This window comes from Microbacterium sp. R1 (assembly GCF_015159725.1).
GTDB classification, from domain to species: Bacteria; Actinomycetota; Actinomycetes; order Actinomycetales; family Microbacteriaceae; genus Microbacterium; species Microbacterium oxydans.
The window spans coordinates 204192-230404 of sequence record NZ_JADDUD010000005.1 but is presented as its reverse complement, the minus strand read 5'-3'; the positions used below and the strand labels follow the sequence as shown (position 1 = coordinate 230404).

Here is a 26213-nt window from a genome sequence, read left to right as displayed (position 1 = left end):
CGCGCCGCTCGTCGACCTGCTCCCGTCGCGCTCCCTGTCATCTGCCCTACGGCGACCGACCGGAAGCGCGGCGGGAGTGTTCGTCTGCGCGCGGTCTCGGCGGAGCCGGACGTCAGCCGTCGAGAGCGTCGCGGATGTCCGATGCTGCACGCTGGAGCCGTGCGGCGATCTCGGCGTCGTCGAGGTCTGTGGACACGTGCACCACGGCGATCGCGGCGGGGCGCTGTCCGCGCAGGGCGAGGGGGACGGCGACGGCCTGCACCGTGGGGATGACCTCGTCGTGGCTCGTCGCATAGCCGCGGATGCGGGTCGACTCCACATCGCCGGCGAGGGTCGGCGGCACGACGTCCGGCCATTCATCCTCGGGGAGCAGCGACAGGATGGCCTTGCCGGGTGCGCCGACCGTGACCGGGTGACGGGCGCCAGGGCGCTGGGCGACGCTTGCGACGGCATGTCGGGGCTCGACGCTCGCGAGGGTGATGCACTCCTCGCCGTCCAGCACGCCGAGGAAGCAGGTCATGCCGAGCTCGTTGGCGATGGCCGTGAGCTCGGGGAGTGCCTCGGCCTGGAGGTCGTGCGCGACGCCGGCGGCGAGTGCGGCCATCCGGGCGCCGAGGCTCACGGCCCCTGCGGCATCGCGCGTGACCAGCCCGTGATCCTCCAGCGTGCGCAGCAGTCGATAGGCGATCGAGCGGTGCACGCCGAGGCGGGACGCGAGCTCGTCGATCGTCAGGGGCGTGCGGGCATCGGCCAGCACCTCGAGGATCCGGATGCCGCGGCTCAGAGTCTGCGAAGCGGGAGAGGTGGTGCTGCCGGGCATGGGGGCACTCCCTTGCGATGACGGATGGCGCGGTTTAGGCTGTGTTCAATAGTAGAACTCTCTGTTCGAATATAGAATACACCAGTTCTTCGCGCAAGAGCTCCTCACACACGACCCGAAGCGCATGACCCGACGCGCTTGACCCGACGAAGACGTCCGGAAGGAATCAACGACGATGCAGTTCCACCACCACGGCTATGTGTCCGCTGACCCGCGTGTGCAGGACGCCGCCGGCATCGGCGCAGCCCGCCCCACCGACCTCCCTGACGAGATCGACGTGCTCATCGTCGGATCGGGGCCTGCAGGAATGCTGTTGGCCGCCCAGATGGCGCAGTACCCCGAGATCTCCACCCGTATCATCGAGAAGCGCGACGGCCGCCTCCCGCTCGGACAGGCCGACGGCATCCAGCCGCGCAGCGTCGAGACGTTCCAGGCGTTCGGGTTCGCCGAGCGGATCATCGCCGAGGCCTACAACATCGGCTGGATGAACTTCTGGGGTCCGAACCCCGACAAGCGCGACGAGATCGTCCGCACCTCCCGGACGGCCGACTACGCCTACGACATCTGCGAGTTCCCGCACCTCATCGTGAACCAGGCGCGCGTGCTCGACTACTTCGCCGAGGCCGCGGCCAACGGCCCGGGGCGGATCGTGCCCGATTACGGGATCGAGTTCACCGGGCTCACGGTCCACGACGAGGGGGAGTACCCGGTCGAGGTGGGGATCCGCTACGTCGCCGGTGAGCGCGCGGGTGAAGAACGCACGATCCACGCGAAGTTCGTCGCCGGGTGCGACGGCGCACGCAGCGGTGTACGACAGGCCATCGGCCGCACGCATGTCGGCGCCTCCGCCGCGCATGCCTGGGGTGTGATGGACGTGCTCGTGAACACCGACTTCCCGGACTGGCGCACCAAGTGCGCCATCAACTCGGAGGCGGGCAACATCCTGCACATCCCGCGCGAGGGTGGATACCTCTCGCGCATGTACATCGACCTCGGCGAGGTCGCGGAGGACGACGACCACCGGGTGCGCCAGACGCCCATCGAGGAGATCATCCGTCGCGCCAACGCGATCCTGCACCCGTACACGCTCGACGTGCGCGAAGTGGCCTGGCACAGCGTGTACGAGGTCGGCCACCGCGTGACCGACGGCTTCGACGACGTCATCGACGGCTCCGGACGCACACCCCGCGTGTTCCTCACCGGCGACGCCTGCCACACGCACAGCGCCAAGGCCGGGCAGGGCATGAACGTCTCCATGCAGGACGGCTTCAACCTCGGATGGAAGCTCGGGTCTGTGCTCACGGGCCGCGCTCCCGAGGCGCTCCTGGCCACGTACGGCGCCGAGCGACGCCCCGTCGCCCAGCAGCTGATCGACTTCGACCGCGAATGGTCGAGCCTGATGGCCCGCAAGCCCGAGGAGATCTCCGACCCCAACGAACTGGCCACGTACTACCTCGCAACGGCCGAGTTCCCGTCCGGGTTCATGACGCAGTACACCTCCTCGATGATCACGGGGACCGCCGCGCACCAGGCGCTGGCGCCCGGCTACCCGCTGGGCAAGCGGTTCAAGTCGGCCGAGGTCGTGCGCGTCGGCGACGGCAATGTGGTGCACCTCGGACACCACGCGAAGGCCGACGGGCGCTGGCGCGTGTACGCGTTCGGCGACCGCACCGGCGAGGCGCTCGCCGCCTGGGCGGAGCAGGCCGCTCCGCTGTTCGCGCGCCTCACTCCGACGGATGCCGACGTGGATGCGATCTTCGACGTCAAGGCCGTCTACCAGCAGCCCTTCGAGGAGGTCGAGGTCACCTCGGCACCCGAGCTGTTCCAGCCGAAGACCGGCCCGCTCGGACTCACCGACTGGGAGAAGGTCTACGCGGCGGGCCCCAGCAAGTGGACGGAGACCGACATCTTCGCAGCGCGTGAGCTTTCGCGCGACGGTGTGGTGGTCGTGGTGCGCCCCGACCAGTACGTGGCGGCGATCCTGCCGCTGGACGACACGGCAGAGCTCTCCGAATTCCTCGAGGGGGCGCTGCTCCCGGCACGATGAGCCGAGGGTCTCGACATGACACGTGTCACGTCGAGGAGATGACACCGCCCTCCGGACTCCTCGTCGGCATCGGACGAGGCTGGAGGCATGGACGACACCTCTAGGGACGGATCGGCGACGCGGGTCATCGCGCGACCGGCTTCCGCTGCCCCGATCGATGACCCCGTGGTGCTGGAGCTCAGCGCCGTGAGACGACACTTCGGCGCAGGGGAGCGCCGTGTGCAGGCCGTGGACGGGGTCGACCTGTCCATCCGGCGGGGCGAGGTCGTGGCACTGCTGGGACCGAACGGGGCAGGCAAGACGACCACGCTCGACATGCTGCTGGGCCTCACCGAACCGAGCAGCGGCACCGTCCGCGTGCTCGGGGTGACTCCGGATCGTGCGACCTCCAGCGGTGCGATCGGCGCCGTGCTGCAGACGGGCGGATTGCTGGGCGACCTCACCGTCGGGGAGACCGTGCGCCTCATCGCCTCCCTCTACGGAGACGAGGCGCGGGGGAGGGTCGACGAGGTCATGGCGCGCGCTGACCTCACCGCTCTCGCCCGCCGACGGGTGTCGAAGTGCTCGGGTGGCGAGCAGCAGCGCGTGAAGTTCGCGCTCGCGATGATCTCCGACCCCGACATCCTGGTGCTCGACGAGCCGACGGCGGGGATGGACGTCACGGCCCGCCGCCACTTCTGGGACGTGATGCGTGCGGATGCCGACGCCGGCCGCACGATCGTCTTCGCCACCCACTACCTCGAAGAGGCGGAGCAGTTCGCTCGGCGGACCGTCGTGATGCATCGCGGAACGGTCGTCGCCGACGCCCCCACCGCGCTGCTGCGCGCCAGCCTCGGGGAGCGGACGGTGTCCGCCACGGTCGACGACGACCCGACCGCGCTCGTCGCGACGCTGACGTCGACGGAGGGGATCGCGGCCGTGCGTGTGGACGGTGATCGTCTCAGCCTGCGCGCGACGGACTCCGATGCGGCAGCGCGGATCCTCCTCGCCGGCGGCGCGCACGACCTCGAGATCGCCGCACCCACCCTCGAAACCGCCTTCACGGCTCTGACGGAGAACTGACATGCTCGTCTCACCCACCATGCTGCGCATCGAAGGCGTCCGCCAGCTGCGCAACCCCTACACTCTCGCGTTCACCCTGGCGATGCCCGTCGCGATGTACCTGCTGTTCGGTGCCGGGATGGGATACGGCTCGCTCTCTGCCGGCCACGGGAACGTCTCGTTCTACGTCATGACCTCGATGGCCGCGTACGGCACCGCTGTCGCGATGAGCTCGCTCACCTCCCTCGCGGCGACCGAGGCGAAGCAGGGGTGGGGACGGCAGCTCGCGATGACCCCGCTCACCACCGCGGGGTATGCGCTGACCAAACTGCTCACTGCCGTGTCCTTCGCCGCGCTCGCCCTGGTCGCGGTGTTCGTGGCAGGGATGATGACCGGTGCTCAGGCCGAGGACGCCTGGCGGTGGGTCGCGACGGCGGGCATCATCCTCGGGATCGGTCTCATGTACGGGCTGTTCGGCCTCGGCGTCGGACTGTTCTTCAGCTCGGACTCGGCCGCGGCGCTCGCTTCCATCTCGATGACGTTCTTCGCGTTCTTCGGCAACGTGTTCATGCCTCTCGACGGCGTGATGCTCGACATCGCCCGGTTCACCCCGCTGTACGGCTTCGTGGCGCTGAGCCGCTGGCCCCTCACCGACGGGGTGCTCACGACGGGGCAGACCGATCCGCTGTGGATGCTGTTCCTCAACGTGGCCGTCTGGCTCGTCCTCTTCGCGCTCCTCGTCGCGATGGGAATGAAGCGCTCGCGGGCGCGGCAGTAGTGGCACGCGGCGACACTAGGTTGGACGGATGACCCCGCACGAGAAGCGCACGACGAGCCGCGCCACGGGAAAGGACCCGTGGGCGCGGTTCGGCTGGCTGATGGCGGTGGTCTGGCTGGTGTTCCTCGTCTACCCCGTGATCGCCCTGCTCGGTTCCGAGGCGCCCCTCGCCTGGGTGGTCGGGGGATGGGTCGCTCTGGTGACGTTCGTCGTGCTGTACGTCACCGGGTTCATGCACGGCATGCGCGGGGGTGGCGGGCTGGGGCGCACCCCCTCGAAGCGGCAGTGGGCCACGTTCGCCGCGCTCATCGTCTGCGCATTGGTCTCGGTGCCGGCCGAAGGCGGATCGGCGCTCAGCTTCCTGCCTTTCATCATGTCGTTCGCGTCCTACGGCCTGACGCGCGTATGGCACTGGATCACGACCATCGCGGCGGTCGCCGTGACGGCGCTCTGCGTGTTCCTGCTCCCGGGCGGGCTGAGCTACCTGTCGGTGCTCGCGATCGTCGCGCTGCTCGGTGTGGTCAACACGGTGTCGACGTGGCTCATCCTGCGTTCGGCCGAGGCGGAGCGGCTCGGTCTGGAGCTCGCGACCAGCGAGGGACGCGAAGCCGTGGCCCGCGATGTGCACGATCTGATCGGGCATTCGCTGACGGTGGTGGGTCTCAAAGCGCAGCTGGTGCGGAGACTCATCGACTCCGACCCGGAACGCGCCAGGGCCGAGCTCGCAGACATCGAGCGGTTGACGGCCGAGGCGATCGCCGGAGTGCGCTCGACGGTCGCGGGCGCGCGGGCGACCACCCTGATCGAGCAGCTCGCTTCCTCGCGGGATTCGCTCCGCGCGGCGGACATCGAGCTGCGGGTCGAGGGGGAGCCGGAGGCGCTGTCGCCGGTGCAGGCCATCACGGCGAGCTGGATCCTCCGCGAGGCGACGACCAACGTCCTGCGGCATTCGGGTGCCCGCACCGTGCGGGTCATCCTGTGGCCGGGACGGCTCGCCGTGGAGGACGACGGAGTGGGCATCGGCGCGGGCATCGCCACCGCAGAGGGCAACGGCATCCGCGGCATGCGGGAGCGCGCGGCGGCTGCGGGGGCGGCGTTCGCCCTCGGCTCGACCGAGAAGGACGGAACCCGCGTGGAGGTGACATGGTGACGGCGCCTGACGATGGGTCCATCCGATTGCTGATCGCCGACGATCAGGCGCTCGTGCGTGGTGCGCTCGGTGCGCTGCTCGACCTCGAGCCCGACCTGACCGTGGTCGGCATGGCCTCGGACGGCGCGGAGGCAGTGCGGCTCGCTGAGGAGCTGCACCCCGACGTGTGCCTGATGGACATCCAGATGCCGGGCATGGACGGTGTGGAGGCGACGCGGCGGATCAGACAGGTGAGCACGAGGACGCGCGTCCTCGTGGTGACCACCTTCGCACGCCCGGGCTATCTGCGCTCCGCGTTGGACTCCGGGGCGAGCGGATTCATCGTGAAGGACACTCCCGCCGAGACGCTCGCCGACGCCGTCCGCCGCGTGCATTCGGGTTTGCGGGTGCTGGATCCGCAGCTCGCCGCCGACGGCCTGTTCGACGGAGCGAATCCGCTGAGCGACCGGGAACGCCAGGTGCTGCGACTCGCCGCCGACGGACGCTCGGCGGCCGCCATCGCCGCCGAGGTGTTCCTGTCGGCCGGCACCGTGCGCAACCACCTGTCCGCTGCCATCGGCAAGACCGGTGCGGCCAATCGTGCGCAGGCGGTGCGCATCGCGCTCGACAAGGGGTGGATCTGACGCCGAGGCTCGCGGCGGCTCCACATCGCGTCTCGGTGTCCTTGCGGTCTCGGCGTCCATGCACGATCGGCGACTGTGCGGTGTCGGTGTCTCTGCGGTGTCGGTGGCCCCGCGTACCGTGGGTGCCGACGGGCGACGGAGCCCGACAGGAGGAGTGCGTGATGGACTGGAAGATCGAACTCATCTTCGTGCCGGTCACCGATGTGGACCGGTCCAAGGAGTTCTACGAGAGGATCGGATTCACCCCCGATCACGACCAGACGCCCGTCGATGGGCTGCGCTTCGTGCAGATGACGCCGCCGGGGTCCGCCTGCTCGATCGCGTTCGGCACCGGGCTGGGCATCGAGCTCGAGCCGGGACAGCAGAACTCGATCCAGGTCGTCGTCCCCGATGCCGACGAGGCGCTCGCGCACCTGCAGGGGCTCGGCGTCGAGGCCCGTGGCGTCCAGGACCTCGACTGGGGACGGTTCGTGTCGTTCGACGATCCCGACGGGAACACCTGGACGCTGCAGGAGCTGCCCGACTACGGCGCCTAGGGGTCCGGCAGCAGGCCGGCTCGGCTACGACGGGTCCGCGACCACTTCGATCTTGAAGCCGGAGGCGTTCTCGAGCCAGCCCGCGTAGTGCTGGTCGCCGCCGGCGTGCGGGTAGCGCTCCGCATACAGCGGTCGCCAGCCGTGGCGCTCGGCCTCGGCCATCAGCGCATCCACCGCGGTGCGATCACCGCCCTGGAATGCCAGATGGTTGAGGCCGGCGCGTCGACGGTCGTGCGCGGAGCTCGACAGGTTCGGAGACATCGTGAGCGTGAGATAGCTGCCCCCTGCGGCCCACGACTCGCCGCTGCTCCATTCGCTCGTCAGGGAGAACCCCACGCGCTCGAGGATCCACCGCCACTGCGCGCGCACCTCATCGAGGTCGGCGATCCACAGCTCGACGTGATGGAGACCAGGCATCGTCCGATTCTGCCATTCACCTCACGGTCACGGTCCGGTCATCCGGCGGCCGTAGCTTTCGATGCGCCACGTCGTCGAAAGGACCTTCTCGTCATGACCTCCGCCACTCGGCCGAAGCGGGGGCTCCTCGCCCTGCTCGGCACCGGCATCGTTCTCGCCGGTCTCCTCGTCGTTCCCGCCGCTCAGGCGGCGGAAGGGATGCTCACGCTGGACACGCCCCGCATCGGGCTCGACGAGACGGTCACGTTCTCGTTCGACGCCGGCTCGGCGGTGCACGATCGCAACTGGATCGGGATCTATCGTGACGGCGCGGTGCCCGGCGGTCCGGCATCCCTCGACTGGCGATACGTCGCAGACCAGACCGGCCAGGTCACGTGGAACGCCTCGCGTCGGGACGGCTGGACCCGCAACTCGGCGACGATGGGGGCGGGCGAGTACGACGTCTACCTGCTCGAAGACGACGGCTACACCGTGCTGGCCGGGCCGATCGATCTCACCGTCACGGACGAGGAGGCGCAGCCGGTCGCCCCGGCCGAACCGAAGCCCGAGGTCGAAGGGAAGAGCGGCCTGAACGTGCTCACCTTCAACGTCTGGCACGGGGGCACCCAGGTGGCCGACGGTGCGCGTCAGATCGCCGATGTCATCACGCAGACCGACGCCGACGTGACGTTCCTCCCCGAAGTGGGTCAGGCGCCCGCTCAGGTCGCCGCACTGCTCGGCTACCAGCACCTCACGGCGACCGACACCGGGATCGTCTCGCGCTATCCGATCGTCTCCACCGACACGATCGGCCGCTGGTGGTCGAAGGCGGTTCTCGACGTGAACGGATCGGAGGTCGTGGTGTACGGCGGCCACCTGGAGTACCGCTGGTACACCACGTACCTCCCGCGCGGCTACGGCGGGGAGATCCACGGCGACTGGCCGGCCGGGTGGAACACCTGGAACAAGCTCGACGCCCCGGTGACCGACGTCGAGGCCATCCTGGCGGCGAACGCGCAGTCGGGCCGACCGGCCGCCGCTGCCGAGCTGCTCGCCGACATCGCCGCAGAGCGCACGACTGGACGGATCGCCATCGTGGGCGGCGACTTCAACGAGCCGCCGTCGCAGGACTGGACCGCAGCGACAGCCGAGCTGTTCGACCACAACGGCGTCGTCGTTCCCTGGCAGACGACGCAGACGCTGCTCGACGGGGGACTGGTCGATGCCTTCCGCACCGTGCATCCCGATCCCGCGGCGAATCCGGGCTTCACGTGGCCGTCGGACAATCCTCTGTTCCCCACGTCATCTCTGACCTGGGCTCCCGACGCCGATGAGCGCGACCGCATCGATTACGTCTTCGCCACGCCGGACGAGCGACTGTCGATCGACGGAGCAAGCGTGGTGGGACCGCAGTCGACGATCATGCGCAATCAGCGTGTCGTCGACGACAGTGCCGATGAGATCCTGACGCCGGATGCCGTCTGGCCCTCCGACCACAAGGCGGTGCTGGCGAACTTCACCGTCTGCGGCGGCGGGTGCACGACGCCTGAGCCCGAGCAGCCGACCGTGACGCTCGCTTCGGCATCGGTCGCCGCGGGCGATGCGATCACGATCTCCGGCGCCGGCTTCCCCGCCGCCACAGCGCTGCGGATCGAGCTGCGTTCGACGCCGGTTCCGCTCGGTGCCGTGACGACGGACGCGACCGGCGGGTTCCGCGTGACCGTGACCGTTCCGGCCGCTACGAAACCCGGCACCCACAGCATCGTGCTCATCGACCCGGACGGCGTGGAGACGACGGCGGCGATCGCCGTCACGGCTGCGCCCGGTGGCACACCTCCCGGCGGCGGAACCCCAGGCGGAGGCACTCCCGGTGGCGCTCCGGGTGGTGCTCCCGCCGACGGGTCGGGGAACGCGGGTTCCGGCCCCGGCACGACGAGCAACGGCGACCTCGCCGCGACAGGAGCCGACAGCGCACCGTTCCTCCTCGCCGGGGTGCTGCTGCTGGCAGTCGGAGCGGGCCTCGGCATCGCGCGCAGGCGCCGGCGTCTCGGATGATCGACTGAACGACGCTCGGGTGCGACGAGGGGGTCGACACGACGTTCGCGTCGTGCCGACGCCCTCGCGTTACCGACTGTCCCGCGGCGTCAGGAGTTCACGCGGATGATCTCCTGCTGGTACGGCGCGATCACATCGCCCGAGACGCGCAGATCGAGAAGCAGGAAGGGCCGTGAGGACGGGTCCTCCTCGACCCAGTTGGCGAGACGGTCGAGATCGGAGAGCGTGCGCACCACGACGCCCTCCGCGCCGACGGCCGCACCGAACGCGGCGAAATCGACCTCAGGGATGCGCATGGGTCCTTCCGCCAGTCCCTTGAGACCGTAGAGGTTGACTTCGGCTCCGTAGGCCGCGTCGTTCCAGACCACCGCCATGCCGCGTCCTCCCGCCGCCCGGACGGCCGACTCCAGATCAGCGATGGCCATCAGCCCGCCGCCGTCGCCGGAGGTGAGTACCACGGTGGACTCGCGGCGCGCGAGAGCGGCCCCGACGACGCTCGGCCAACCGAGCCCGATCGACTGGAACGCGGTGCCGACCATCATCATGCGGTCGGGGGCGGCGACCGGCCAGTACATGTTCGCCCACCCGATGAAGTGCCCACCGTCCGACACCACGACGCGGTCTTCCGGCAGCAGCTCGGCGATGCGACGAGCGGCGGAGCGCGGGTCGAGACGCCCGTCGGGGGCGAGGTCATCGCCGCGGTCGTAGGTGCGTGCGGCCGCCACGTCCACGCTCTCGCGCCAGGAATGCGCCGAGCCGGCGTCTCCGATCCGCGCCACGAGCTCTTCCGCGGCGAGACGGGCGTCCGCACGGACGAAGCCTCCGATGTGGGCGTGCGTCGCCGCCGCCGCGATGTCGATCTGGAAGACCCGGGTCCCCGGCGCGAACAGGTCGCCGAAACGCATCGTGAACTGGTTCAAGCCCGCTCCGAAGACGACGGCGACGTCTGCAGATCGCACGAGCTCCATCGCTCCGTCCGCCCCGAAGCCACCGGTCACACCGAGGTCGTACCTGGTGTCGGGGAACACTCCGCGGCCCAAAGCGGAAGAGGCGGTGAGAGCGCCGGTGGCCGCGGCCAGCTCTCCCAGCGCGGTGCTCGCACCGGACAGCCACGCGCCGCGACCGGCGAGCAGGAACGGGCGCTCTGCCCCGGCCAGGGCGGTGGCGATCTCGTCGAGCATCGCATCGGCGAATTCGCCGCGAGGGGCGAGCGGGGCCGGGATCCGGGGTGAGGGAGCCTCCGGCACCTCACCGGCTTCGAGCGCTGCGACGTCATAGGGGATCGCGAGGACGACGGGCACCCGGTACGTGAGGGCGTGCTCGATCGCGATGACCGTGGTGGCGGCGGCGTCGGCCCGTCCGACCGTATAGGTGCGGGCGCCGACCGCCGAGGCGAGGGCGATCTGGTCGACGTCCCACGGGCGGGGGCCGGACGTGGGCTCATCGCCGACGACCAGCACCAGAGGCACCCGTGCCTGCACGGCCTCGGCGAGGGCGGTCAGCGTGTTCGTGAAGCCGGCTCCGTACGTCGAGGTGCCTGCGGCGATGCGACCCGAGGTGCGGAAGTGGGCGTCGGCTGCGACCACAGCACCCTGCTCGTGACGGACGGCGGTGAACACCGCATCCGTCTGCGTCTCGATCGCGTCGAGGAAGTAGGCGTTGCCGTTGCCCATCACCCCGAAGACGGCATCGATGTGCTGGGCGAGGGTGAGGGCGACATGGGCGGACACGGAGGGCATGGGAAAGCCTTTCGAGACAGGGACGGAGGAACTGCGGGATCCGTATGTGTCTCGCCTCCGCGTCTTCGCGAAGTGCTTCGTGCCTCTTTTTCAGGCACCGGCCTGGCCGGACCAGCTCAGTCTATCGGCGAGCGAGCCCGCAGAGATGCGGGAGAATGCAGGAATGACTGATGCGGAGATCGAGCGCGAGACACTCACCTGGGACGGCTTCGGGGAGGCGACGCGCGATCTGGCACGAAGCATCCTGGATAGCGGCTTCATGCCGGAGGTCGTCGTCGCCATCGCCCGGGGCGGCCTGCTCCCGGCCGGGGCGATCGCCTACGGGCTGGGCGCGAAGAACTGCGGCGCCATCAACGTCGAGTTCTACACCGGCATCGGCACGGTGCTCGACGCGCCCGAGGTGCTGCCTCCCGAGCTCGACATGGCGTACCTCGATGGCCGCCGCGTGCTGCTGGTCGACGACGTCGCCGACTCCGGACGCACGCTCGCCCTGGCCGTGCAGCTGCTGAAGGACAAGGGCGCCGATGTGCGGTCGGTCACGATCTACACCAAGCCCTCCACGATCATCCAGCCCGACTTCGCATGGAAGGACACCGACCTCTGGATCAACTTCCCGTGGTCGTTCCGCGGCACCGTGCGGGAAGAGGACCTGGGACTCGCCCCGTCGGCCTGAATGCCGTCGGCCTGAATGCCGTCGGCCTGAATGCCGTCGGCCTGAATGCCGTCCGCCTGACTCGCGTGGTTCGTCAGCCGGGCAGCAGGGAGCGCAGCGTCTGGATCGTGTCGGCTTCGGCCGGCGACTTGTCGGGCCGATAGCCCTTCACCCGGGCGAAACGCAGCGCGACACCTCCCGGGTAACGCGGAGAGCGCTGCACGCCGTCGATGGCGATCTCGACCACGACATCGGGGCGCAGGAACACGGTCGACGCCGTGCGGTGGGTCTCATGCTCGGGGAACTCCTCGGTCTGCCAGCGCAGCAGCTCGTCGGTGAGGCCCTTGAAGGTCTTGCCCACCATGACGAATTCCCCGGGGTCGCCGAACTCGCCGTCGGGGTCGCGCGCACCCAGGTGCAGGTTCGACAGCCATCCCCGGCGGCGGCCCGAACCCCACTCCGCGCCGAGCACGACGAGATCGAAGGTCAGCACGGGCTTGACCTTGACCCAGGACTTGCCCCGACGGCCGGCGGCGTAGGGGGCGTCGAGACCCTTGACCACCACGCCTTCATGGCCGGCGGCGAGGGCTTCGTGCGACAGCTGCTCCGCGGCATCCGGGTCGTCGGTCACGATGCCGGGCATCCGCCAGTCGCCGGCCACGCGCTCGAGCTCGGCGAGGCGGATCGAGAGCGGCTCGTCGATCAGGTCGCGTCCGTCCACGTGCAGCACGTCGAAGAACCATGGCCGCAGCACCAGTTCGCGGGAGGCATCGGCACCGAACCTCGACATCGTCTCCTGGAAGGGCCTGGGCCCACCGTCTTCATCGAGCGACAGCGTCTCGCCGTCGAGGATGACATCGTCCACGGGGAGAGCGCGCACGATCTCGACGAGTTCCGGTACGCGGTGGGTGATGTCGGCCAGGCTCCGCGTGTAGACGCCGACGTCGTCGCCGTGACGGTGCACCTGGATGCGAGCACCGTCGAGCTTGTACTCCACCGACGCCGTGCCGGTGATCTCGAGTGCAGCCGATGGCGTCGCCGCGGTGGAGGCGAGCATGGGAAGGACAGGGCGACCGACTTCGAGGCCGACCGCGTCCAGCGCGTCTGCGTCTTCGGTGAGGGCGACACGTGCGGTCTCGCCGAGATCGCCGGAGAGCATGGCGGCGCGGCGCACGAGGGAGAGTGGCCGGTCGGACGCTTTCGCGACCGCGTCGAGAAGGACGCCGGACAATGCCCCGGTGCGAAGCTCGCCGAGCATGGCGCGGACGAGGAAGTCCCACTCGGCGGCCGTCGCTCGCGAGCCGAGCTCGCCGAGGATCCCGGTGCGGGCTGCCGCGGAGCCTGATCCGGAGGCGGCGGCGAGGGCGGTGAGCGAGGCATCGACGTCGCTCACCGTGAGGGTGGGATCTTCCGCATGCGTGATCTCGATGGCGGCGAGTCCCCGCCAACCGACGCCGAGCCGTCCCTGGCGCGGAGCGGCCAGCAGGAGCCCCATGACGGCTGGGAGCTCGTCCGCTGCGGAACGCGCCAGCAGCCGTGCGAGGGCATCGATCTTCGTGAGGCGGGACGCCGTGGCGGAGACCTCTTCTGCCGTGGAGACGACCTCGGAGAGCATCATCTCCGTATTGTCGCATCGGCCTCCGACGCTGGAGACGACGCTGCCGAAAAGCGGGAACCCGGGCGTCAGCGCCCGCGGAACTCGGGCCTGCGCTTCTCCTGGAACGCCGCGAAGCCCTCGCGATAGTCGTCGGTGTCGCAGAGCGCGGCCTGTGCGGCGTTCTCGATCCCGACCGCATCCCACAGGGCGAGTCGCTCGTCGCGGATGCGGGCGATGAGCTCCTTGCTCGCGAGGAACGCCGCCGTCGCACCGCGAGCGGCGGCGGCGGCCGCGTCGGTCGTGGCCCGCACCACCTCATCATCGGGGAACACGCGGGAGAACAGGCCGGACGCCACGGCCTCGGTGCCGCTCATCAGGCGTCCCGTGTAGATGAGGTCGAGCGTCTTGTGCGCGCCGAGCCGATCGAGGAAGAGCGCGTGTCCGCCGGAGTCCAGCGTCGCACCGAGGGCGGCGAACGGGGAGCCGATCTTCGCCGATTCCGCCACATAGACCACGTCGGTCGCGATCAGCAGGCCGAGGCCCACGCCGAGGCAGGCGCCGTGGGCGACAGCGAACGTCGGCGCGGGGAACCGCGACATGCGCTGCAGCAGAGGGGTCACCAGACCGCCGAGATAGCCGAGCACATCGTCGTCCCGTGGGTCGACGCCGGAGATGTCACGCCCCGCGCAGAACGCGCGCCCCTCGCCACGGAGCACGAGTGCTCGCACTCCCGCAGCCTCGGCCTCGACATAGGCGGCATCCAGTTCGGCGAGTGCCCTCTCGTCGAGAGCGTTCAGCTTCGATGGCGCGTCCAGCACGATCATGGCCACGTCGTCGGCGATGGTGAGGTCGATCATGGGCGCTCCTCGATCAGACGTCGTAGTCGACGACCACGCGGTCGCTGGTGGGGTGGGACTGGCAGGTGAGCACGAAGCCGCGCTCGAGCTCGTCGGGCTCCAGGGCGTAGTTCTCGGTCATCGTCACGCTGCCCTCGATCACGCGTGCGCGGCAGGTGCCGCAAACTCCGCCGGCACAGGCGAACGGAGCGTCGGGCCGTACGCGCAGTGCCGCATTGAGTACCGACTCCCTGGCGTCGACGGGGCTCTCCACGGTCGACGAGACGCCGTCGAGAGTGACCTCGATACGCACCGTCTTCTCGCCGGCACGCACCTGCACCGGCCGTGCCGCGCGCACGGGTTCATCACCCGTCGTGAACAGCTCGAAGCGGATGTGGGAGCGGTCGACACCGTGGTCGGCCAGCACCTCGCGACACAGGTCGACGAGAGCGAGAGGGCCGCACAGGAACCATTCGTCGACGGTCGACGGGGGGATGAGGGTCGCCAGGATCGTGCGGAGCTTCTCCTCGTCGATGCGCCCGGAGAGGACGGGAGCGGCCCGCTGTTCACGGGACAGCACATGGTGCAGCACGAGTCGGGTGGGGTAGCGGTCCTTGAGGTCGGCGAGATCTTCCAGGAACATCACGTCGAGCGTGGCGCGGTTCGTGTACAGCAGGGTGAATCGCGACGTGTCCGACCGGGTGAGCACAGTGTGCGCGAGGGCCATCAGCGGCGTGATGCCGGAGCCGGCCGCGATCCCCACCACGTGCCGGTCGTCGAGGTCGGGCAGAGCGGAGGTGAAGGTGCCCTGCGGGCTCATCACGTCGAGCTCGAAGCCGGCGTGGAGACCGGTCTGCGCCCACGTGGAGAAGAGACCTCCCTCGTCCCGCTTCACGGCGACGCTCAAGCGCGTGTCCTGACCGTCGCCGCGGTGTTCCGGGGCGCGGCACAGCGAGTAGGAACGCCGGACTTCGACGCCGTCGAGTGTCGTACGCAGCGCGACGTACTGACCGGGCAGGTGGTCGTACTCGTCGGCGAGGGCGGCGGGAACCGTGAAGGTCACCTCGACAGCGTCGTCGGTGAGCGGGCGCACGTCTTCGACCGTGAGGGTGTGGAACCGGGCGCGCTTGCGGGGTGCGGTCTCGCGGGGCGTCGTCGCCTGCGGGATGGGCGCAGGCGCGGAGGTGAAGAGCGACATGTCAGTGCACCTTGAAGTGGTCGAAGGGTTCGAGGCAGGCGCGGCACTCGAACAGGGCTTTGCATGACGTGGAGCCGAAGTGGGAGACCTCGCGCGTGTCGAGCGACCCGCAGCGGGGGCAGCGCACGCTCAACGCCAGGCGGATGGGGCCGGTCGACACGGCGGCGCGGCCCGAGGGCGGTGCGATGCCGTACTCGGCGAGCTTGCTCTTGCCCGCCTGTGTCATCCAGTCGGTCGTCCAGGCGGGGGAGAGGACCAGGCGCACGAACACCTCGTCGAAGCCGGCGGCGGTGAGAGCCAGGACCACATCGTCGCGGATCGTGTCCATCGCGGGGCAGCCGCTGTAGGTCGGGGTGATGTCGACATGCACCGCGGTGCCGTCGACCTCCACCGCGCGGAGCACACCGAGGTCCTCGATCGTGAGCACAGGAACCTCGGGGTCGGGCACGGAGGCAGCGATCCGCCACGCGGCCTGCGTCGGCGTGAGAGTCACCATGTCGCCCCCGGATGTCTGCGGGCGAGCACCTGCATCTCGGCGAGGATGTGGCCGAGCGGGGTCGCGTGCGCACCGGTGCGCCCGCCGGCCGACGACGACATCACGGCGGGCACCGAGAGCTCCGCTTCCGCGAACACCGTCTCGACCACGCCGTCGAAAGCAGGCCGCAGCGTCGACGGCACCACGGCCGCGTCGCCGAGCCGCGCGATCAGATCGTCGTCGCGGAACAGCTCATCGACGTACGGCCACACGTCGCCGAGTGCGCGGATGATCCTGGCGCGCGACTCCTCCGTGCCTCCGGCGAGACGCAGGATCCACTGCACGGCGTGGTCGCGGTGGTAGTCGACCTCCTTGAGCGACTTCTCCGCGATCGCGGCGAACGTCTCGTCGCTGCTGCCGCGCAGGGCCGAGTACAGCTCGAACATGTACGTGGCCACCACGAACTGGCGAGCGATGGTCTGGGCGAAGTCTCCGTTGGGCTGCTGCACGATCCATGCACAGCGGAAATCGGGTTCGTCGCGGAAGAAGGCCAGATCGTCTTCGCTGCGCCCGTCGAAGGACCCGGCGTAGTGGAGGAACGAGCGCGCATGACCGAGCAGGTCGAGGGCGATGTTGCCCAGGGCCACGTCTTCCTCGAGCTCGGGAGCGCGGGAGATCCACGCGCCCAGCTGCTGCGAGAGGATCAGCGCGTCGTCGCCGAGACGAAGTGCGTACTCCGCCACGTCGGCCGATGCGGCGACCGCGCCGGTGCCTGACAGCTCCTGCGCCAGGTCGAGTTCGTCGACCGAGACGTTCCCGTGCACGTCGATGTCCTCGTGCACCGTCTCCTCGTGCACCGTCTCCTCGTGCACCGTCTCCTCGTGCACCGCCTCCTCGTGCACCGTCTCCTCGTGCACCGTCTCCTCGTGCACCGTCTCCTCGTGCACCGTGTCCTCGTGTGCCGTGCTCACAGGTGCGGCACTCCCTCTGAGGCGGTGTAGTACACGGCGTGGCGGTAGTTCTTGCCGGCGGGACTCTCGAAGTAGGCGCCCTTGGCGTCGGGGTCGCTCGTGGTGATCGCGTGTGCGGGGGCGACCCAGATCGAGACGCCCTCTCCACGACGCGTGTACAGGTCGCGCGCATTGCGGATCGCCATCTCGGCGTCCGGCGCGTGCAGCGAGCCGACGTGCACGTGGCTCAGTCCGCGGTTCGCTCGGACGAAGACCTCCCACAGCGGCCAGGGCTCGCGCTCGTCGGCGCCGGGCGTCGCCATCACGCCACCGCCTTCGTCTTCGGCGACTGCTTGCGCGCGTACTCGGCCGCGGCCTCGCGCACCCAGGCGCCCTCTTCATGAGCCGTCCGGCGGCGTTCGAGGCGTTCGGCGTTGCAGGGCCCGTTGCCGCGCACCACCTCGAAGAACTCGTTCCAGTCGATCTCGCCGATCACGTACTGTCCGCTCTCCTCGTCGAAGCGCAGGTCGGGGTCGGGCAGCGTGACGCCGAGGATCTCGGCCTGGGGCACGAGCATGCCGACGAAGCGTTGGCGCAGCTCATCGTTGGAGAACCGCTTGATCTTCCACTTCATCGACTGCGCCGAGTTGGGGGACTGGTCATCGGGCGGCCCGAACATGGCGAGGCTCGGCCAGTACCAGCGGTTCACCGCATCCTGAGCCATCGCGCGCTGCTCCTCGGTGCCCTGCATCAGGGTGAGCAGGATCTCGAAGCCCTGACGCTGGTGGAACGACTCCTCCTTGCAGACGCGCACCATGGCGCGGCCGTAGGGGCCGTAGGACGCCCGGCACAGCGGCACCTGGTTGCAGATCGCGGCGCCGTCGACCAGCCAGCCGATCGCGCCCATGTCCGCCCAGGTCGGGGTGGGGTAGTTGAAGATCGACGAGTACTTGGCCTTGCCGCTGATGAGCTGGTCCATCATCTCGTCGCGCGTGGTGCCGAGGGTCTGGGCGGCGGAGTACAGGTAGAGGCCGTGACCGGCCTCGTCCTGCACCTTGGCCATCAGGATCGCCTTGCGCTTGAGGCTCGGCGCGCGCGTGATCCAGTTGCCCTCCGGCTGCATGCCGATGATCTCGGAGTGCGCGTGCTGCGAGATCTGCCGCACCAGTGTCTTGCGATAGGCGTCGGGCATCCAGTCGCGGGGTTCGATGCGCTGCTCGTTGGCGATGAGCTCGTCGAACAGGCGCTCCTCATCGGAGATCTCGCCCACCAGGGACAGGTCTGCTGGACTGGTCATCATCGACTCCTCGGCATCGGGCCATCTTTACTGACCGATCGTTTGGTAATTCTGACACAGTGGACTGCCGGATTCAAGACGGCGGGTTCAGCGCGAGCGGGAGATCAGATCGAGGAGGGCGCGGCCGTACGCCTCCGTGGGGTCGGGGTGCTCGAAAGCGAGCAGCTCGCCCCCGACCTCGATCTCGACGCGGAAGGAGTCCTCGAGGCGCACCAGCGAACGGAACGTGCCGCGGAGCAGATCGCGAAGCTGGTCCTCCCGCGGCAGCCATACGGCGTCCGCGAGCGTCACCGCGTCGAGCGCCCACTCCGTCGTGCCGTTGAACGCCAGATCGGTGCCGCTCGGCGTCTGACGGGCCTCGATCGTCATCTCACTCACGGTGAAGACGTCGGCCTCCGCTTCGAGTTCCACGTCGTCGGGGAGATCGAGCTGGAAGCGGTCGCCATCGGCCGGATGCCAGATCAGTCCGGTGTCCCGCAGGGCGACGGCGAGCTCGCGTGTGATCATCCCCTCACGCTAGACGACGGCACTCGCCCGGGGCCCGGCGAACCTGTGGAACGCGACCACGGGTGTCGGAGGTGTGGGAGGTGTCGGAGGTGTGGGGCAGAGTGGGGGGATGACCGCCGACGCCGCTGCAGCATCCCCCGAGGCCGCCGACCTCCGCGAGTCCGCCCGTGCGGCGCTGCGCGAACTCGTCGGACGCCCGGATGCCGATTTCCACGACGGACAGTACGAGGCGATCGAGGCGCTCGTCGAAGGACGCCGCCGCGCGCTCGTGGTGCAGCGCACCGGGTGGGGCAAGTCCGCTGTCTACTTCGTCGCCACGCTCCTGCTGCGTCGGCAGGGGGCGGGCCCGACCGTGCTGGTGTCTCCGCTGCTCGCCCTCATGCGCGACCAGATCGCCGCCGCCGAACGTGCGGGGGTGCGGGCCGTGGCGATCAACTCCACCAATGCGCACGAGTGGTCGGATGTGCTCGCGCAACTCGATCGCGATGAGGTCGATGTGCTGCTGGTCTCTCCCGAGAGGCTCAACAACCCCGCTTTCCGTGAGCAGCAGTTGCCGGCGCTCGTCCGGCGCATCGGGATGCTGGTGGTCGATGAGGCGCACTGCATCAGCGACTGGGGGCACGACTTCCGTCCCGACTACCGCCGCCTGCGCGACCTGATCGCCCAGATGCCGCCTGACGTGCCGGTGCTCGCGACCACGGCGACCGCCAACAGCCGTGTCGTGGCCGACGTGGCCGACCAGCTCGGCAGCCTCCGAGCGGACGACGGGCCGGCCGCCGACGCCGATGCGGTTCCGGTGCTCACGATCCGCGGGCCGCTCGCCCGGACGTCGCTGAGACTGGGAGTGCTGCGCCTGCGCGATTCGGCGAGTCGCCTCGCCTGGCTGCTGAGCCACCTCGACGACCTTCCCGGTTCCGGCATCATCTACACGTTGACGGTCGCGGCCGCCGTCGACACCGCACGCCTGCTGCGTGAGCACGGCCACGACGTGCGTGCCTACACCGGGCAGACCGACCCCGACGAGCGCGCCGAGTCCGAGGGGATGCTCAAGCGCAACGAGGTCAAGGCTCTCGTCGCCACGAGCGCGCTGGGCATGGGGTTCGACAAGCCCGATCTGGGTTTCGTGCTGCACCTGGGCGCGCCGTCTTCCCCCGTGGCCTACTACCAGCAGGTGGGTCGTGCCGGACGTGCCAGCGAGAGCGCGGACGTGCTGCTGCTCCCCGGCGTCGAGGACCGTGACATCTGGCACTACTTCGCGACCGCTTCGATGCCCGATCGTGAACGAGCCGAGCGGGTGATCGGGGCCCTCGGCGACGTTCCGATCTCGACGCCGGCGCTCGAGGCGATGGTCGACATCCGCCGCACGCCGCTCGAGTTGCTGTTGAAGGTGCTCGACGTCGACGGGGCGGTCCGGCGCGTGCAGGGCGGATGGGTCGCGACCGGTGCACCCTGGAGCTACGACGCCGAGCGGTATGAGCGCATCGCCGCCGAGCGTGTCGCCGAGCAGCAGCACATGATCGAGTACGAGCAGACCGACGGGTGCCGCATGGAGTTCCTGCAGCGCGCGCTCGACGACGACACGGCCGCTCCGTGCGGGAGGTGCGACAACTGCGCGGGGGAGTGGTTCCCGCGGGAGATCGGCGCCTCCGCGAGCTCGCAGGCCGTGGAATCGCTCGACCGCGTCGGAGTGCCGATCGAGCCTCGTCGTGCCTGGCCGACCGGTGCGGACCGGCTGGACGTGCCGGTCAAGGGGCGCATCCCGGCAGACGAGCAGGCGAGTGAGGGGCGCGCACTCGCGCGTCTCACCGATCTGGGCTGGGGCGGGGCGCTGCGCGAGCTGTTCGCGGCCGGGGCGCCCGATGCCGCGGTGACACCGCAGCTGCTGCAGGCGTGCGTCCGCGTGCTCGCAGGATGGGGGTGGGAGGAGCGCCCCGTGGCGGTGGTCGCGATGCCCTCGCGCTCGCACCCGCTGCTGGTCGACTCGCTCGCGCGCGGACTCGCCGATGTCGGGCGCCTGCCGTATCTCGGGGCGCTCGAACTCGTGGGAGGAGGGCCTTCCGGCGGGCCGGGTGGGAACAGCGTCTTCCGCCTCGCGGGACTCTGGGAGCGCTTCAGCGCTCGGCATCTGGATGTGCCGACCGGGCCGGTGCTGCTCGTCGACGACCTCGTCGACAGCCGGTGGACGATGACCGTCGCGGCGCGTGAGCTCCGTCGTGCCGGGGCGACGGGCGTGCTGCCCTTCGCGCTGGCGCTGCGCGGCTGACAGCCGGCCGTCGGGGTGGCGCTGCGTGGGACAGGTGTCAGTCGTCGGCGGGCGCGATGCGCGGGGGCCAGGCGGTGGCGCCGAGTTCGCGTGAGATGTTGCGTGCCGTCTCCCGCAGTGCGTTGAGGATCGCATCCGACGCCGGTGCTTGCGAGGTGGGCAACACGACGGCGACCGCGGCGACGATGTCGTTCGACGCGTCAGCGACGGGGGCGGCGATCGAGGACTCGCCGAGGACGGCCTCGTCGAACTCCCCGGCCATGCCGCGTTCGGCGATCGACGGCAGCTCCAGCGTCAGGCGCGCCACGTCGGTGACGGTGTCGCCGGTGAGGCTGCGCAGCGGCTGTTCGAAGACGCTCTGCTGGAACCCGAGGTCGTAGGCGAGGAGCACTTTGCCCATCGCCGAGGCGTGGGCGGGGATGGCGACACCGGTCTCGAGCATCTGCTGGCTGTCATCGGGGCGCAGATTGTGGTGGATGACGAGCACATCGGTGAAGTGCGGAGCGCCCAGCCGTACGGACAGGTCGGTGCGGCGTGCGAGCTCCTGCGTCCACCGCATGGCTCTGGCGCGCACGTCGAGGGTGTCGAGGTAGACGTTGCTCAGGCGCAGCAGGGTGGGGCCGAGCATGTAGCGCTGGCCACCCCGCTCTTTCGCGACGAGCCCGTGCGCGCGCAGCGACTTCACGATCCCGTGCACGGTCGACGGCGGCAGGCCGAGGGCTGCAGAGAGGTCGGTGATGCCGAGGTGGCGTGCTCCCTGGAGCAGTTCGAGGATCTTCGCCGCGCGGTCGATCGCCTGGATCACGGGGAGGGCCTCCTTCCGGTGCGTCGTCGAGCCGGTGTCGATGGAGCCGGGCTTCACGATTGATCTTGACAACCCGGCAGGCTCCGAGCATATTCGACATTAACGAATTGCTTTCGGATTTCTGCGAAAGAGTCCGCGAAAGATCAAAGGAGATCGAACGATGAAGAAGCTCATCAACGCCCCGGAAGACGTTCTCGTCGAGTCGCTGAGAGGCGTCGCGCTCGCTCATCCCGAGCTCTCCGTCGACCTGGAGAACCACGTCATCACGCGCGCCACGCCCAAGGCGCAGGGCAAGGTCGCGATCGTCTCCGGCGGAGGCTCCGGCCATGAGCCGTTGCACGGCGGTTTCGTCGGCACCGGGATGCTGGACGCCGCTGTCGCCGGAGAGATCTTCACCTCGCCCACCCCCGACCGCGTGCAGGTCGCGACCAAGGCCGTCGATCGCGGAGCGGGTGTGCTCCACATCGTGAAGAACTACACCGGTGACGTGCTGAACTTCGAGATGGCCGCCGAGCTCGCCGCCATGGACGGCATCGAGGTGGGCAGCATCACGGTGGACGACGACGTCGCGGTGCAGGACTCCCTGTACACCGCAGGACGCCGCGGGGTGGGCCTCACCGTGCTGCTCGAGAAGATCCTCGGGGCGGCAGCGGAGGAGGGGCGCGACCTCCCGGCCGTGGTCGAGCTGGCGAAGAAGGTGAACGGACAGGGCCGCTCGATGGGAATGGCCCTCACCAGCTGCACGGTGCCCGCAGCGGGCAAGCCCACCTTCGACCTTCCGGACGATCAGATGGAGATCGGCATAGGGATCCACGGGGAGCCGGGTCGGCATCGCGAACCCCTCGCCCCGGCCTCCGAGATCGCCCGGCAGCTCGTCGAGCCGATCCTGGCCGACATCGACGGCACCGGTCCTGCGATCGTGATGCTCAACGGCATGGGTGCGACCCCGCTGATCGAGCTGTACCTCATGTACGGCGAGGTCGCCGCGCTGCTGGAGAAGGCCGGAGTGCAGGTCGCCAGGAACCTCGTCGGCAACTACATCACCTCGCTCGACATGGCCGGGTGCTCGGTGACCCTGCTCAAAGCCGACGATGAGCTTCTGCGGCTGTGGGATGCCCCGGTGAACACCCCCGGTCTGCGATGGGGCGTCTGATGGCCGCGGTCGACACCACGCTCCTCGCCGACTGGATCGCACGCTTCGGCGCCGCCGTGACGGAGAAGCGCGACTGGCTCACCGAACTCGACTCGGCCATCGGCGACGCCGATCACGGGGCCAACATGGCTCGGGGCATGGGCGCTGTCGGCGAGAAGCTGTCCGCCGGCGCGCCGGCAACGGTGGACGAGCTCCTGAAGACGGTCGGCATGACGCTGGTGAGCTCGGTCGGCGGTGCCAGCGGGCCTCTGTACGGCACGTTCTTCCTCCGCATGGGCATGGCCGCGGGTGCCGTGTCCGATCTCGATGGCGACGCTCTCGCGGCCGCACTGCGGGCAGGACTCGACGGTATCGTCGCGCGCGGCAAGGCCGAGGCGGGGGACAAGACGATGTTCGACGCGATGGCGCCGGCGGTCGACGCGATGGACGCTGCGCTCGCCGCGGGCGCCTCCGTCTCCGACGCCGCCAGAGCCGCTGCGGATGCCGCGGCGGCAGGTCGGGACGCCACCCTCCCTCTCGTCGCCCGGAAGGGCAGGGCGAGCTACCTGGGCGAGCGCAGCGCCGGACACCTCGACCCCGGAGCGGCCTCGACGGCGATCCTCTTCGAGACGCTCGCCGAGACGATCGAGGACAGCGCCAGATGATCGGCATCGTCGCCGTCTCCCACAGTGCACGGCTCGGGGAGGCGGCGCTGGAGCTCGCCCTGCAGATGGTCCACGACGGCGAGGTGCGGGTGCGGGTCGCCGCCGGCGCCGGAGTCGACGCCGGGGGCGTACCGATCCTCGGTACGGACGCCGTCGCGGTGTCCGCCGCCATCGATGAGCTCGCCACGGAGTGCGACGGCGTCCTCGTGCTCATGGATCTGGGCTCAGCCGTGCTCAGCGCGGAACTCGCGGTGGAGCTGCGTTCGAGCGACGTGCCCGTCCGGCTCGCTCCCGCACCCTTCGTGGAGGGGCTTCTCGCCGCTGTCGTGTCCGCTGCGGCGGGCGGATCGCTCGACACCGTGGCGGCTGAGGCATCGACGGCCTTGGCGGCGAAGACCGGCGCCCTCGGTGTCGAGGAGGCGCACGAGGCGGAGACCTCCGATGCTCCGAAGGACGATGACGCGCAGGTGCGACGAGTGCGGGTCCGCAACCCGCAGGGGATCCATGCGCGTCCTGCGGCACTGATCGCGAAGGCGTCGTCCGGCGCGGATGTGCGCGTGCGCCGGCTCCCCGACGGCCCCGACGCGTCGGCGGCGAGCCTGACGCGGCTGCTCGTGCTCGGTGCGCGGCAGGGGGACGAGATCGAGCTGACCGCACGGGGCGATGGGGGAGAGGAGGCGCTGGATCGCCTGGTCGCTCTGTTCGATGACGGCTTCGGGGAGGGGACCGAGGAGACCGGACCCGATGGCGACGCGACTTCGACCGCGATCGCACCCGCACCCGGTCTGCCGACGCGCGCGTATGAACCGAAATCGCGTGAGCAGGAGGAGCCGACGCGAACCGTCGCGCCGGGCGCCGTGCTCCGCGGGCGCGGGGTGAGCTCCGGCCGGGCCGCCGCCCCCGTCGTGCATCTCGCACCGCCGCTTCCCGAACCCGATCCGGACGTGCTGGTGCCCCCCGCCGACCGCGATTCCGAGGTGTCGGCGATCGAGTGGGCCGCCGTCGCGGTCGCCGATCAGCTCCGCTCACGCACGGCGCAGGCGACGGGAGAGACCAAGGCCATCCTCGATGCCTCGCGCCTGCTGGCCTCCGACCCCGAGCTGGTGTCCGAGGCGACGGCTCTGGTCCTCTCCAAGGGGCGCACCGCCGCCCGTGCGGTCTGGGAGACCGCCGTCGTCCACGAGAAGGCCCTCGCCGCGCTGGGGGGTCGGATGGCCGAGCGCATCGCCGACATCCGCGATGTACGCGACCGGATCATCGCCGAGATCCTCGAAGTCGACATGCCGGGCGTCCCCGAGCGCGACGATCCCTTCGTGCTGGTGGCCGCCGACCTCGCTCCCGCTGACACCGCTCTGCTCGCCGGGGGCCGATGCGTCGCCCTCGTCACGGTCCAGGGCGGACCGACCTCGCACACGGCGATCATCGCGCGCTCCCTGGGGCTGCCGGCTGTCGTCGGTGTCGTCGACGCCCAGGCGATCTCGGTGGGGACGATGGTCCTCGTGGACGGCGACCGCGGCACGGTGGAGGTCGCCCCGGCGGAATCCCGCGTCGCCGAAGCGCGCGCCTCGGCGACCGCTGTCGACTTCGACGGCGTCGGAGCGCTCTCCGACGGGCAGCGCATACCGCTGCTCGCCAACGTCGGAGGAGCGGCGGACGCGACGGTGGCGGCCTCGGCGCATGCGGAGGGCGTTGGACTCTTCCGCACGGAGTTCTGCTTCCTCGACCGCGCCGAGGCGCCGAGCATCGACGAACAGGTGACCGCCTATCGCGGCGTGCTGTCCGCCTTCCCTGGGCGCAAGGTCGTCGTGCGCACCCTCGACGCGGGGAGCGACAAGCCCCTTCCCTTCGCCAACTCCGACAGCGAGGACAACCCCGCGCTCGGCGTGCGCGGGCTGCGGATCGCCCGACGCCGCCCGCAGCTGCTCGATGATCAGCTGGTCGCCCTCGCGCGAGCGGCTGCGGCGGAAGCGGCGGAGGTCGAGGTGATGGCTCCGATGGTCGCGACGGTCGACGAGGCCAGGGACTTCGCCGAACGCTGTCGGTCCGCGGGGCTCGACAGGGTCGGCATCATGATCGAGACCCCGTCCGCCGCACTGCTCGCCGCGGAGCTGTTCGAGGTCGTCGACTTCGTGAGCCTCGGCACCAACGACCTCGCCCAGTACACGATGGCGGCGGATCGGCTGCTCAGCGATCTGGGCGACCTCAACGATCCGTGGCAGCCTGCAGTGCTGCGACTCATCGCCGCCGTCGGTGCCGCAGGTCGGGCTGCCGGAAAGTCGGTGGGCGTCTGCGGCGAAGCAGGCGGCGACCCCGCGCTCGCTCCGGTCCTGATCGGCCTCGGGGTGACGTCGCTGTCCATGGCGCCGCGATCGCTCGGTCGCGTGGCCGCGCGCCTGCAGGAGTTGTCCGTCGATGACTGCCGACGAGCCGCGGAGGCAGCGGTCGGTACGAGCTCTGCGGATGCCGCGCGCGCTGCCGCTTCCTCGGCTCTCGTCGAGGGGTGAACGAGACGGTCCTGCCACGTCGTATGCGCATCTCGGCATGCGTTTCGTTCCATTCTGATATGGACATGGTCCAGAAGCGTGAGGGCGATGGATCCGGCTCTAGGCTCGTCAGCGAGGGGGCGTCGATCGTGGCGTCGCGAGCAATCG

24 protein-coding genes are annotated in these 26213 nt (G+C 69.9%); 12 read left to right on the top strand and 12 right to left on the bottom strand.

Features of this window, described 5'->3' with window-relative positions:
- Positions 1–112 precede the first annotated feature (112 nt).
- Complete coding sequence (locus tag ILP86_RS17965) at positions 113–820, bottom strand: IclR family transcriptional regulator (protein ID WP_193762585.1); 708 nt, start codon at positions 818–820, stop codon at positions 113–115.
- Between the two features lie 175 nt (positions 821–995).
- Between ILP86_RS17965 and ILP86_RS17960 the strand changes: the two genes are divergently transcribed.
- The 6 genes from ILP86_RS17960 to ILP86_RS17935 all read left to right on the top strand — a co-directional run bounded on the left by ILP86_RS17960 (position 996) and on the right by ILP86_RS17935 (position 6995).
- Positions 996–2867, top strand: a complete 1872-nt coding sequence (locus tag ILP86_RS17960) for an FAD-dependent monooxygenase (RefSeq protein ID WP_193762584.1) — start codon at positions 996–998, stop codon at positions 2865–2867.
- 87 nt (positions 2868–2954) lie between these two features.
- A complete protein-coding gene (locus ILP86_RS17955; RefSeq protein ID WP_141370249.1) occupies positions 2955–3929 on the top strand; it encodes an ABC transporter ATP-binding protein in 975 nt (324 codons plus the stop codon).
- Between the two features lies 1 nt (position 3930).
- Positions 3931–4686 carry an ABC transporter permease gene (locus ILP86_RS17950; protein WP_058632493.1) on the top strand — a complete coding sequence of 252 codons (756 nt, stop codon included), beginning with the start codon at positions 3931–3933 and terminating at the stop codon, positions 4684–4686.
- A gap of 28 nt (positions 4687–4714) precedes the next feature.
- Positions 4715–5836 (top strand): sensor histidine kinase, encoded by a 1122-nt coding sequence (locus ILP86_RS17945; protein ID WP_193762583.1) that lies wholly within the window; start codon positions 4715–4717, stop codon positions 5834–5836.
- A complete protein-coding gene (locus ILP86_RS17940) occupies positions 5830–6459 on the top strand; it encodes a response regulator transcription factor (protein ID WP_061017891.1) in 630 nt (209 codons plus the stop codon). Before ILP86_RS17945 ends, ILP86_RS17940 begins: the two co-directional genes overlap by 7 nt.
- A 161-nt stretch (positions 6460–6620) precedes the next feature.
- The gene (locus tag ILP86_RS17935; RefSeq protein ID WP_058632490.1) at positions 6621–6995 is read left to right on the top strand and encodes a VOC family protein; all 375 of its coding nucleotides are present in this window, start codon (positions 6621–6623) and stop codon (positions 6993–6995) included.
- 24 nt (positions 6996–7019) lie between these two features.
- On the opposite strand, the gene ILP86_RS17930 is transcribed toward ILP86_RS17935, so the two are convergent.
- On the bottom strand, positions 7020–7412 hold the full coding sequence (locus ILP86_RS17930) for a VOC family protein (protein ID WP_193762582.1): 393 nt from the start codon (positions 7410–7412) through the stop codon (positions 7020–7022).
- 93 nt (positions 7413–7505) lie between these two features.
- Between ILP86_RS17930 and ILP86_RS17925 the strand changes: the two genes are divergently transcribed.
- Positions 7506–9446 carry an endonuclease/exonuclease/phosphatase family protein gene (locus ILP86_RS17925; RefSeq protein WP_193762581.1) on the top strand — a complete coding sequence of 647 codons (1941 nt, stop codon included), beginning with the start codon at positions 7506–7508 and terminating at the stop codon, positions 9444–9446.
- A gap of 89 nt (positions 9447–9535) precedes the next feature.
- Here ILP86_RS17925 and ILP86_RS17920 read toward each other — a convergent pair whose 3' ends face one another.
- Positions 9536–11185: a thiamine pyrophosphate-binding protein gene (locus ILP86_RS17920; protein ID WP_193762580.1), complete on the bottom strand. Its 1650-nt coding sequence runs from the start codon at positions 11183–11185 to the stop codon at positions 9536–9538.
- Between the two features lie 163 nt (positions 11186–11348).
- Between ILP86_RS17920 and ILP86_RS17915 the strand changes: the two genes are divergently transcribed.
- Positions 11349–11858 (top strand): phosphoribosyltransferase, encoded by a 510-nt coding sequence (locus ILP86_RS17915; protein ID WP_046748858.1) that lies wholly within the window; start codon positions 11349–11351, stop codon positions 11856–11858.
- Positions 11859–11931: 73 nt separating this feature from the next.
- Here ILP86_RS17915 and ILP86_RS17910 read toward each other — a convergent pair whose 3' ends face one another.
- The 8 genes from ILP86_RS17910 to ILP86_RS17875 all read right to left on the bottom strand — a co-directional run bounded on the left by ILP86_RS17910 (position 11932) and on the right by ILP86_RS17875 (position 18697).
- Entirely contained in the window at positions 11932–13455 is a 1524-nt protein-coding gene (locus ILP86_RS17910) for an ATP-dependent DNA ligase (protein WP_193762579.1), read from the bottom strand.
- A gap of 65 nt (positions 13456–13520) precedes the next feature.
- Complete coding sequence (locus ILP86_RS17905) at positions 13521–14291, bottom strand: enoyl-CoA hydratase/isomerase family protein (protein WP_193762578.1); 771 nt, start codon at positions 14289–14291, stop codon at positions 13521–13523.
- Between the two features lie 13 nt (positions 14292–14304).
- Complete coding sequence (gene paaE / locus ILP86_RS17900; protein WP_193762577.1) at positions 14305–15468, bottom strand: 1,2-phenylacetyl-CoA epoxidase subunit PaaE; 1164 nt, start codon at positions 15466–15468, stop codon at positions 14305–14307.
- 1 nt (position 15469) lies between these two features.
- The gene (gene paaD, locus ILP86_RS17895) at positions 15470–15964 is read right to left on the bottom strand and encodes a 1,2-phenylacetyl-CoA epoxidase subunit PaaD (RefSeq protein WP_046748862.1); all 495 of its coding nucleotides are present in this window, start codon (positions 15962–15964) and stop codon (positions 15470–15472) included.
- Entirely contained in the window at positions 15958–16830 is an 873-nt protein-coding gene (gene paaC / locus ILP86_RS17890) for a 1,2-phenylacetyl-CoA epoxidase subunit PaaC (RefSeq protein ID WP_374706400.1), read from the bottom strand. The genes paaD and paaC overlap by 7 nt, the downstream gene beginning before the upstream one ends.
- Before the next feature lie 80 nt (positions 16831–16910).
- A complete protein-coding gene (gene paaB / locus ILP86_RS17885; protein WP_193762576.1) occupies positions 16911–17216 on the bottom strand; it encodes a 1,2-phenylacetyl-CoA epoxidase subunit PaaB in 306 nt (101 codons plus the stop codon).
- On the bottom strand, positions 17216–18190 hold the full coding sequence (paaA, locus tag ILP86_RS17880) for a 1,2-phenylacetyl-CoA epoxidase subunit PaaA (protein ID WP_193762575.1): 975 nt from the start codon (positions 18188–18190) through the stop codon (positions 17216–17218). Before paaA ends, paaB begins: the two co-directional genes overlap by 1 nt.
- Positions 18191–18277: 87 nt before the next feature.
- Positions 18278–18697 carry a pilus assembly protein CpaE gene (locus tag ILP86_RS17875; protein WP_193762574.1) on the bottom strand — a complete coding sequence of 140 codons (420 nt, stop codon included), beginning with the start codon at positions 18695–18697 and terminating at the stop codon, positions 18278–18280.
- A gap of 109 nt (positions 18698–18806) precedes the next feature.
- On the opposite strand from ILP86_RS17875, the gene ILP86_RS17870 reads away from it, so the two are divergent.
- Entirely contained in the window at positions 18807–20960 is a 2154-nt protein-coding gene (locus tag ILP86_RS17870; protein ID WP_193762573.1) for a RecQ family ATP-dependent DNA helicase, read from the top strand.
- 37 nt (positions 20961–20997) lie between these two features.
- Here the strand turns inward: ILP86_RS17870 and ILP86_RS17865 are convergent, their stop codons facing one another.
- Positions 20998–21837: an IclR family transcriptional regulator gene (locus tag ILP86_RS17865; RefSeq protein WP_227751373.1), complete on the bottom strand. Its 840-nt coding sequence runs from the start codon at positions 21835–21837 to the stop codon at positions 20998–21000.
- 88 nt (positions 21838–21925) lie between these two features.
- On the opposite strand from ILP86_RS17865, the gene dhaK reads away from it, so the two are divergent.
- From dhaK to ptsP, 3 genes are read left to right on the top strand one after another with little or no spacing between them, the layout of a single operon-like run.
- Positions 21926–22918, top strand: coding sequence for a dihydroxyacetone kinase subunit DhaK (gene dhaK / locus ILP86_RS17860; RefSeq protein WP_058632482.1), 993 nt, complete (start codon positions 21926–21928; stop codon positions 22916–22918).
- A complete protein-coding gene (dhaL, locus tag ILP86_RS17855) occupies positions 22918–23562 on the top strand; it encodes a dihydroxyacetone kinase subunit DhaL (protein ID WP_061017936.1) in 645 nt (214 codons plus the stop codon). Before dhaK ends, dhaL begins: the two co-directional genes overlap by 1 nt.
- The gene (ptsP, locus tag ILP86_RS17850; protein ID WP_193762572.1) at positions 23559–26066 is read left to right on the top strand and encodes a phosphoenolpyruvate--protein phosphotransferase; all 2508 of its coding nucleotides are present in this window, start codon (positions 23559–23561) and stop codon (positions 26064–26066) included. Before dhaL ends, ptsP begins: the two co-directional genes overlap by 4 nt.
- Positions 26067–26213: the final 147 nt, after the last annotated feature.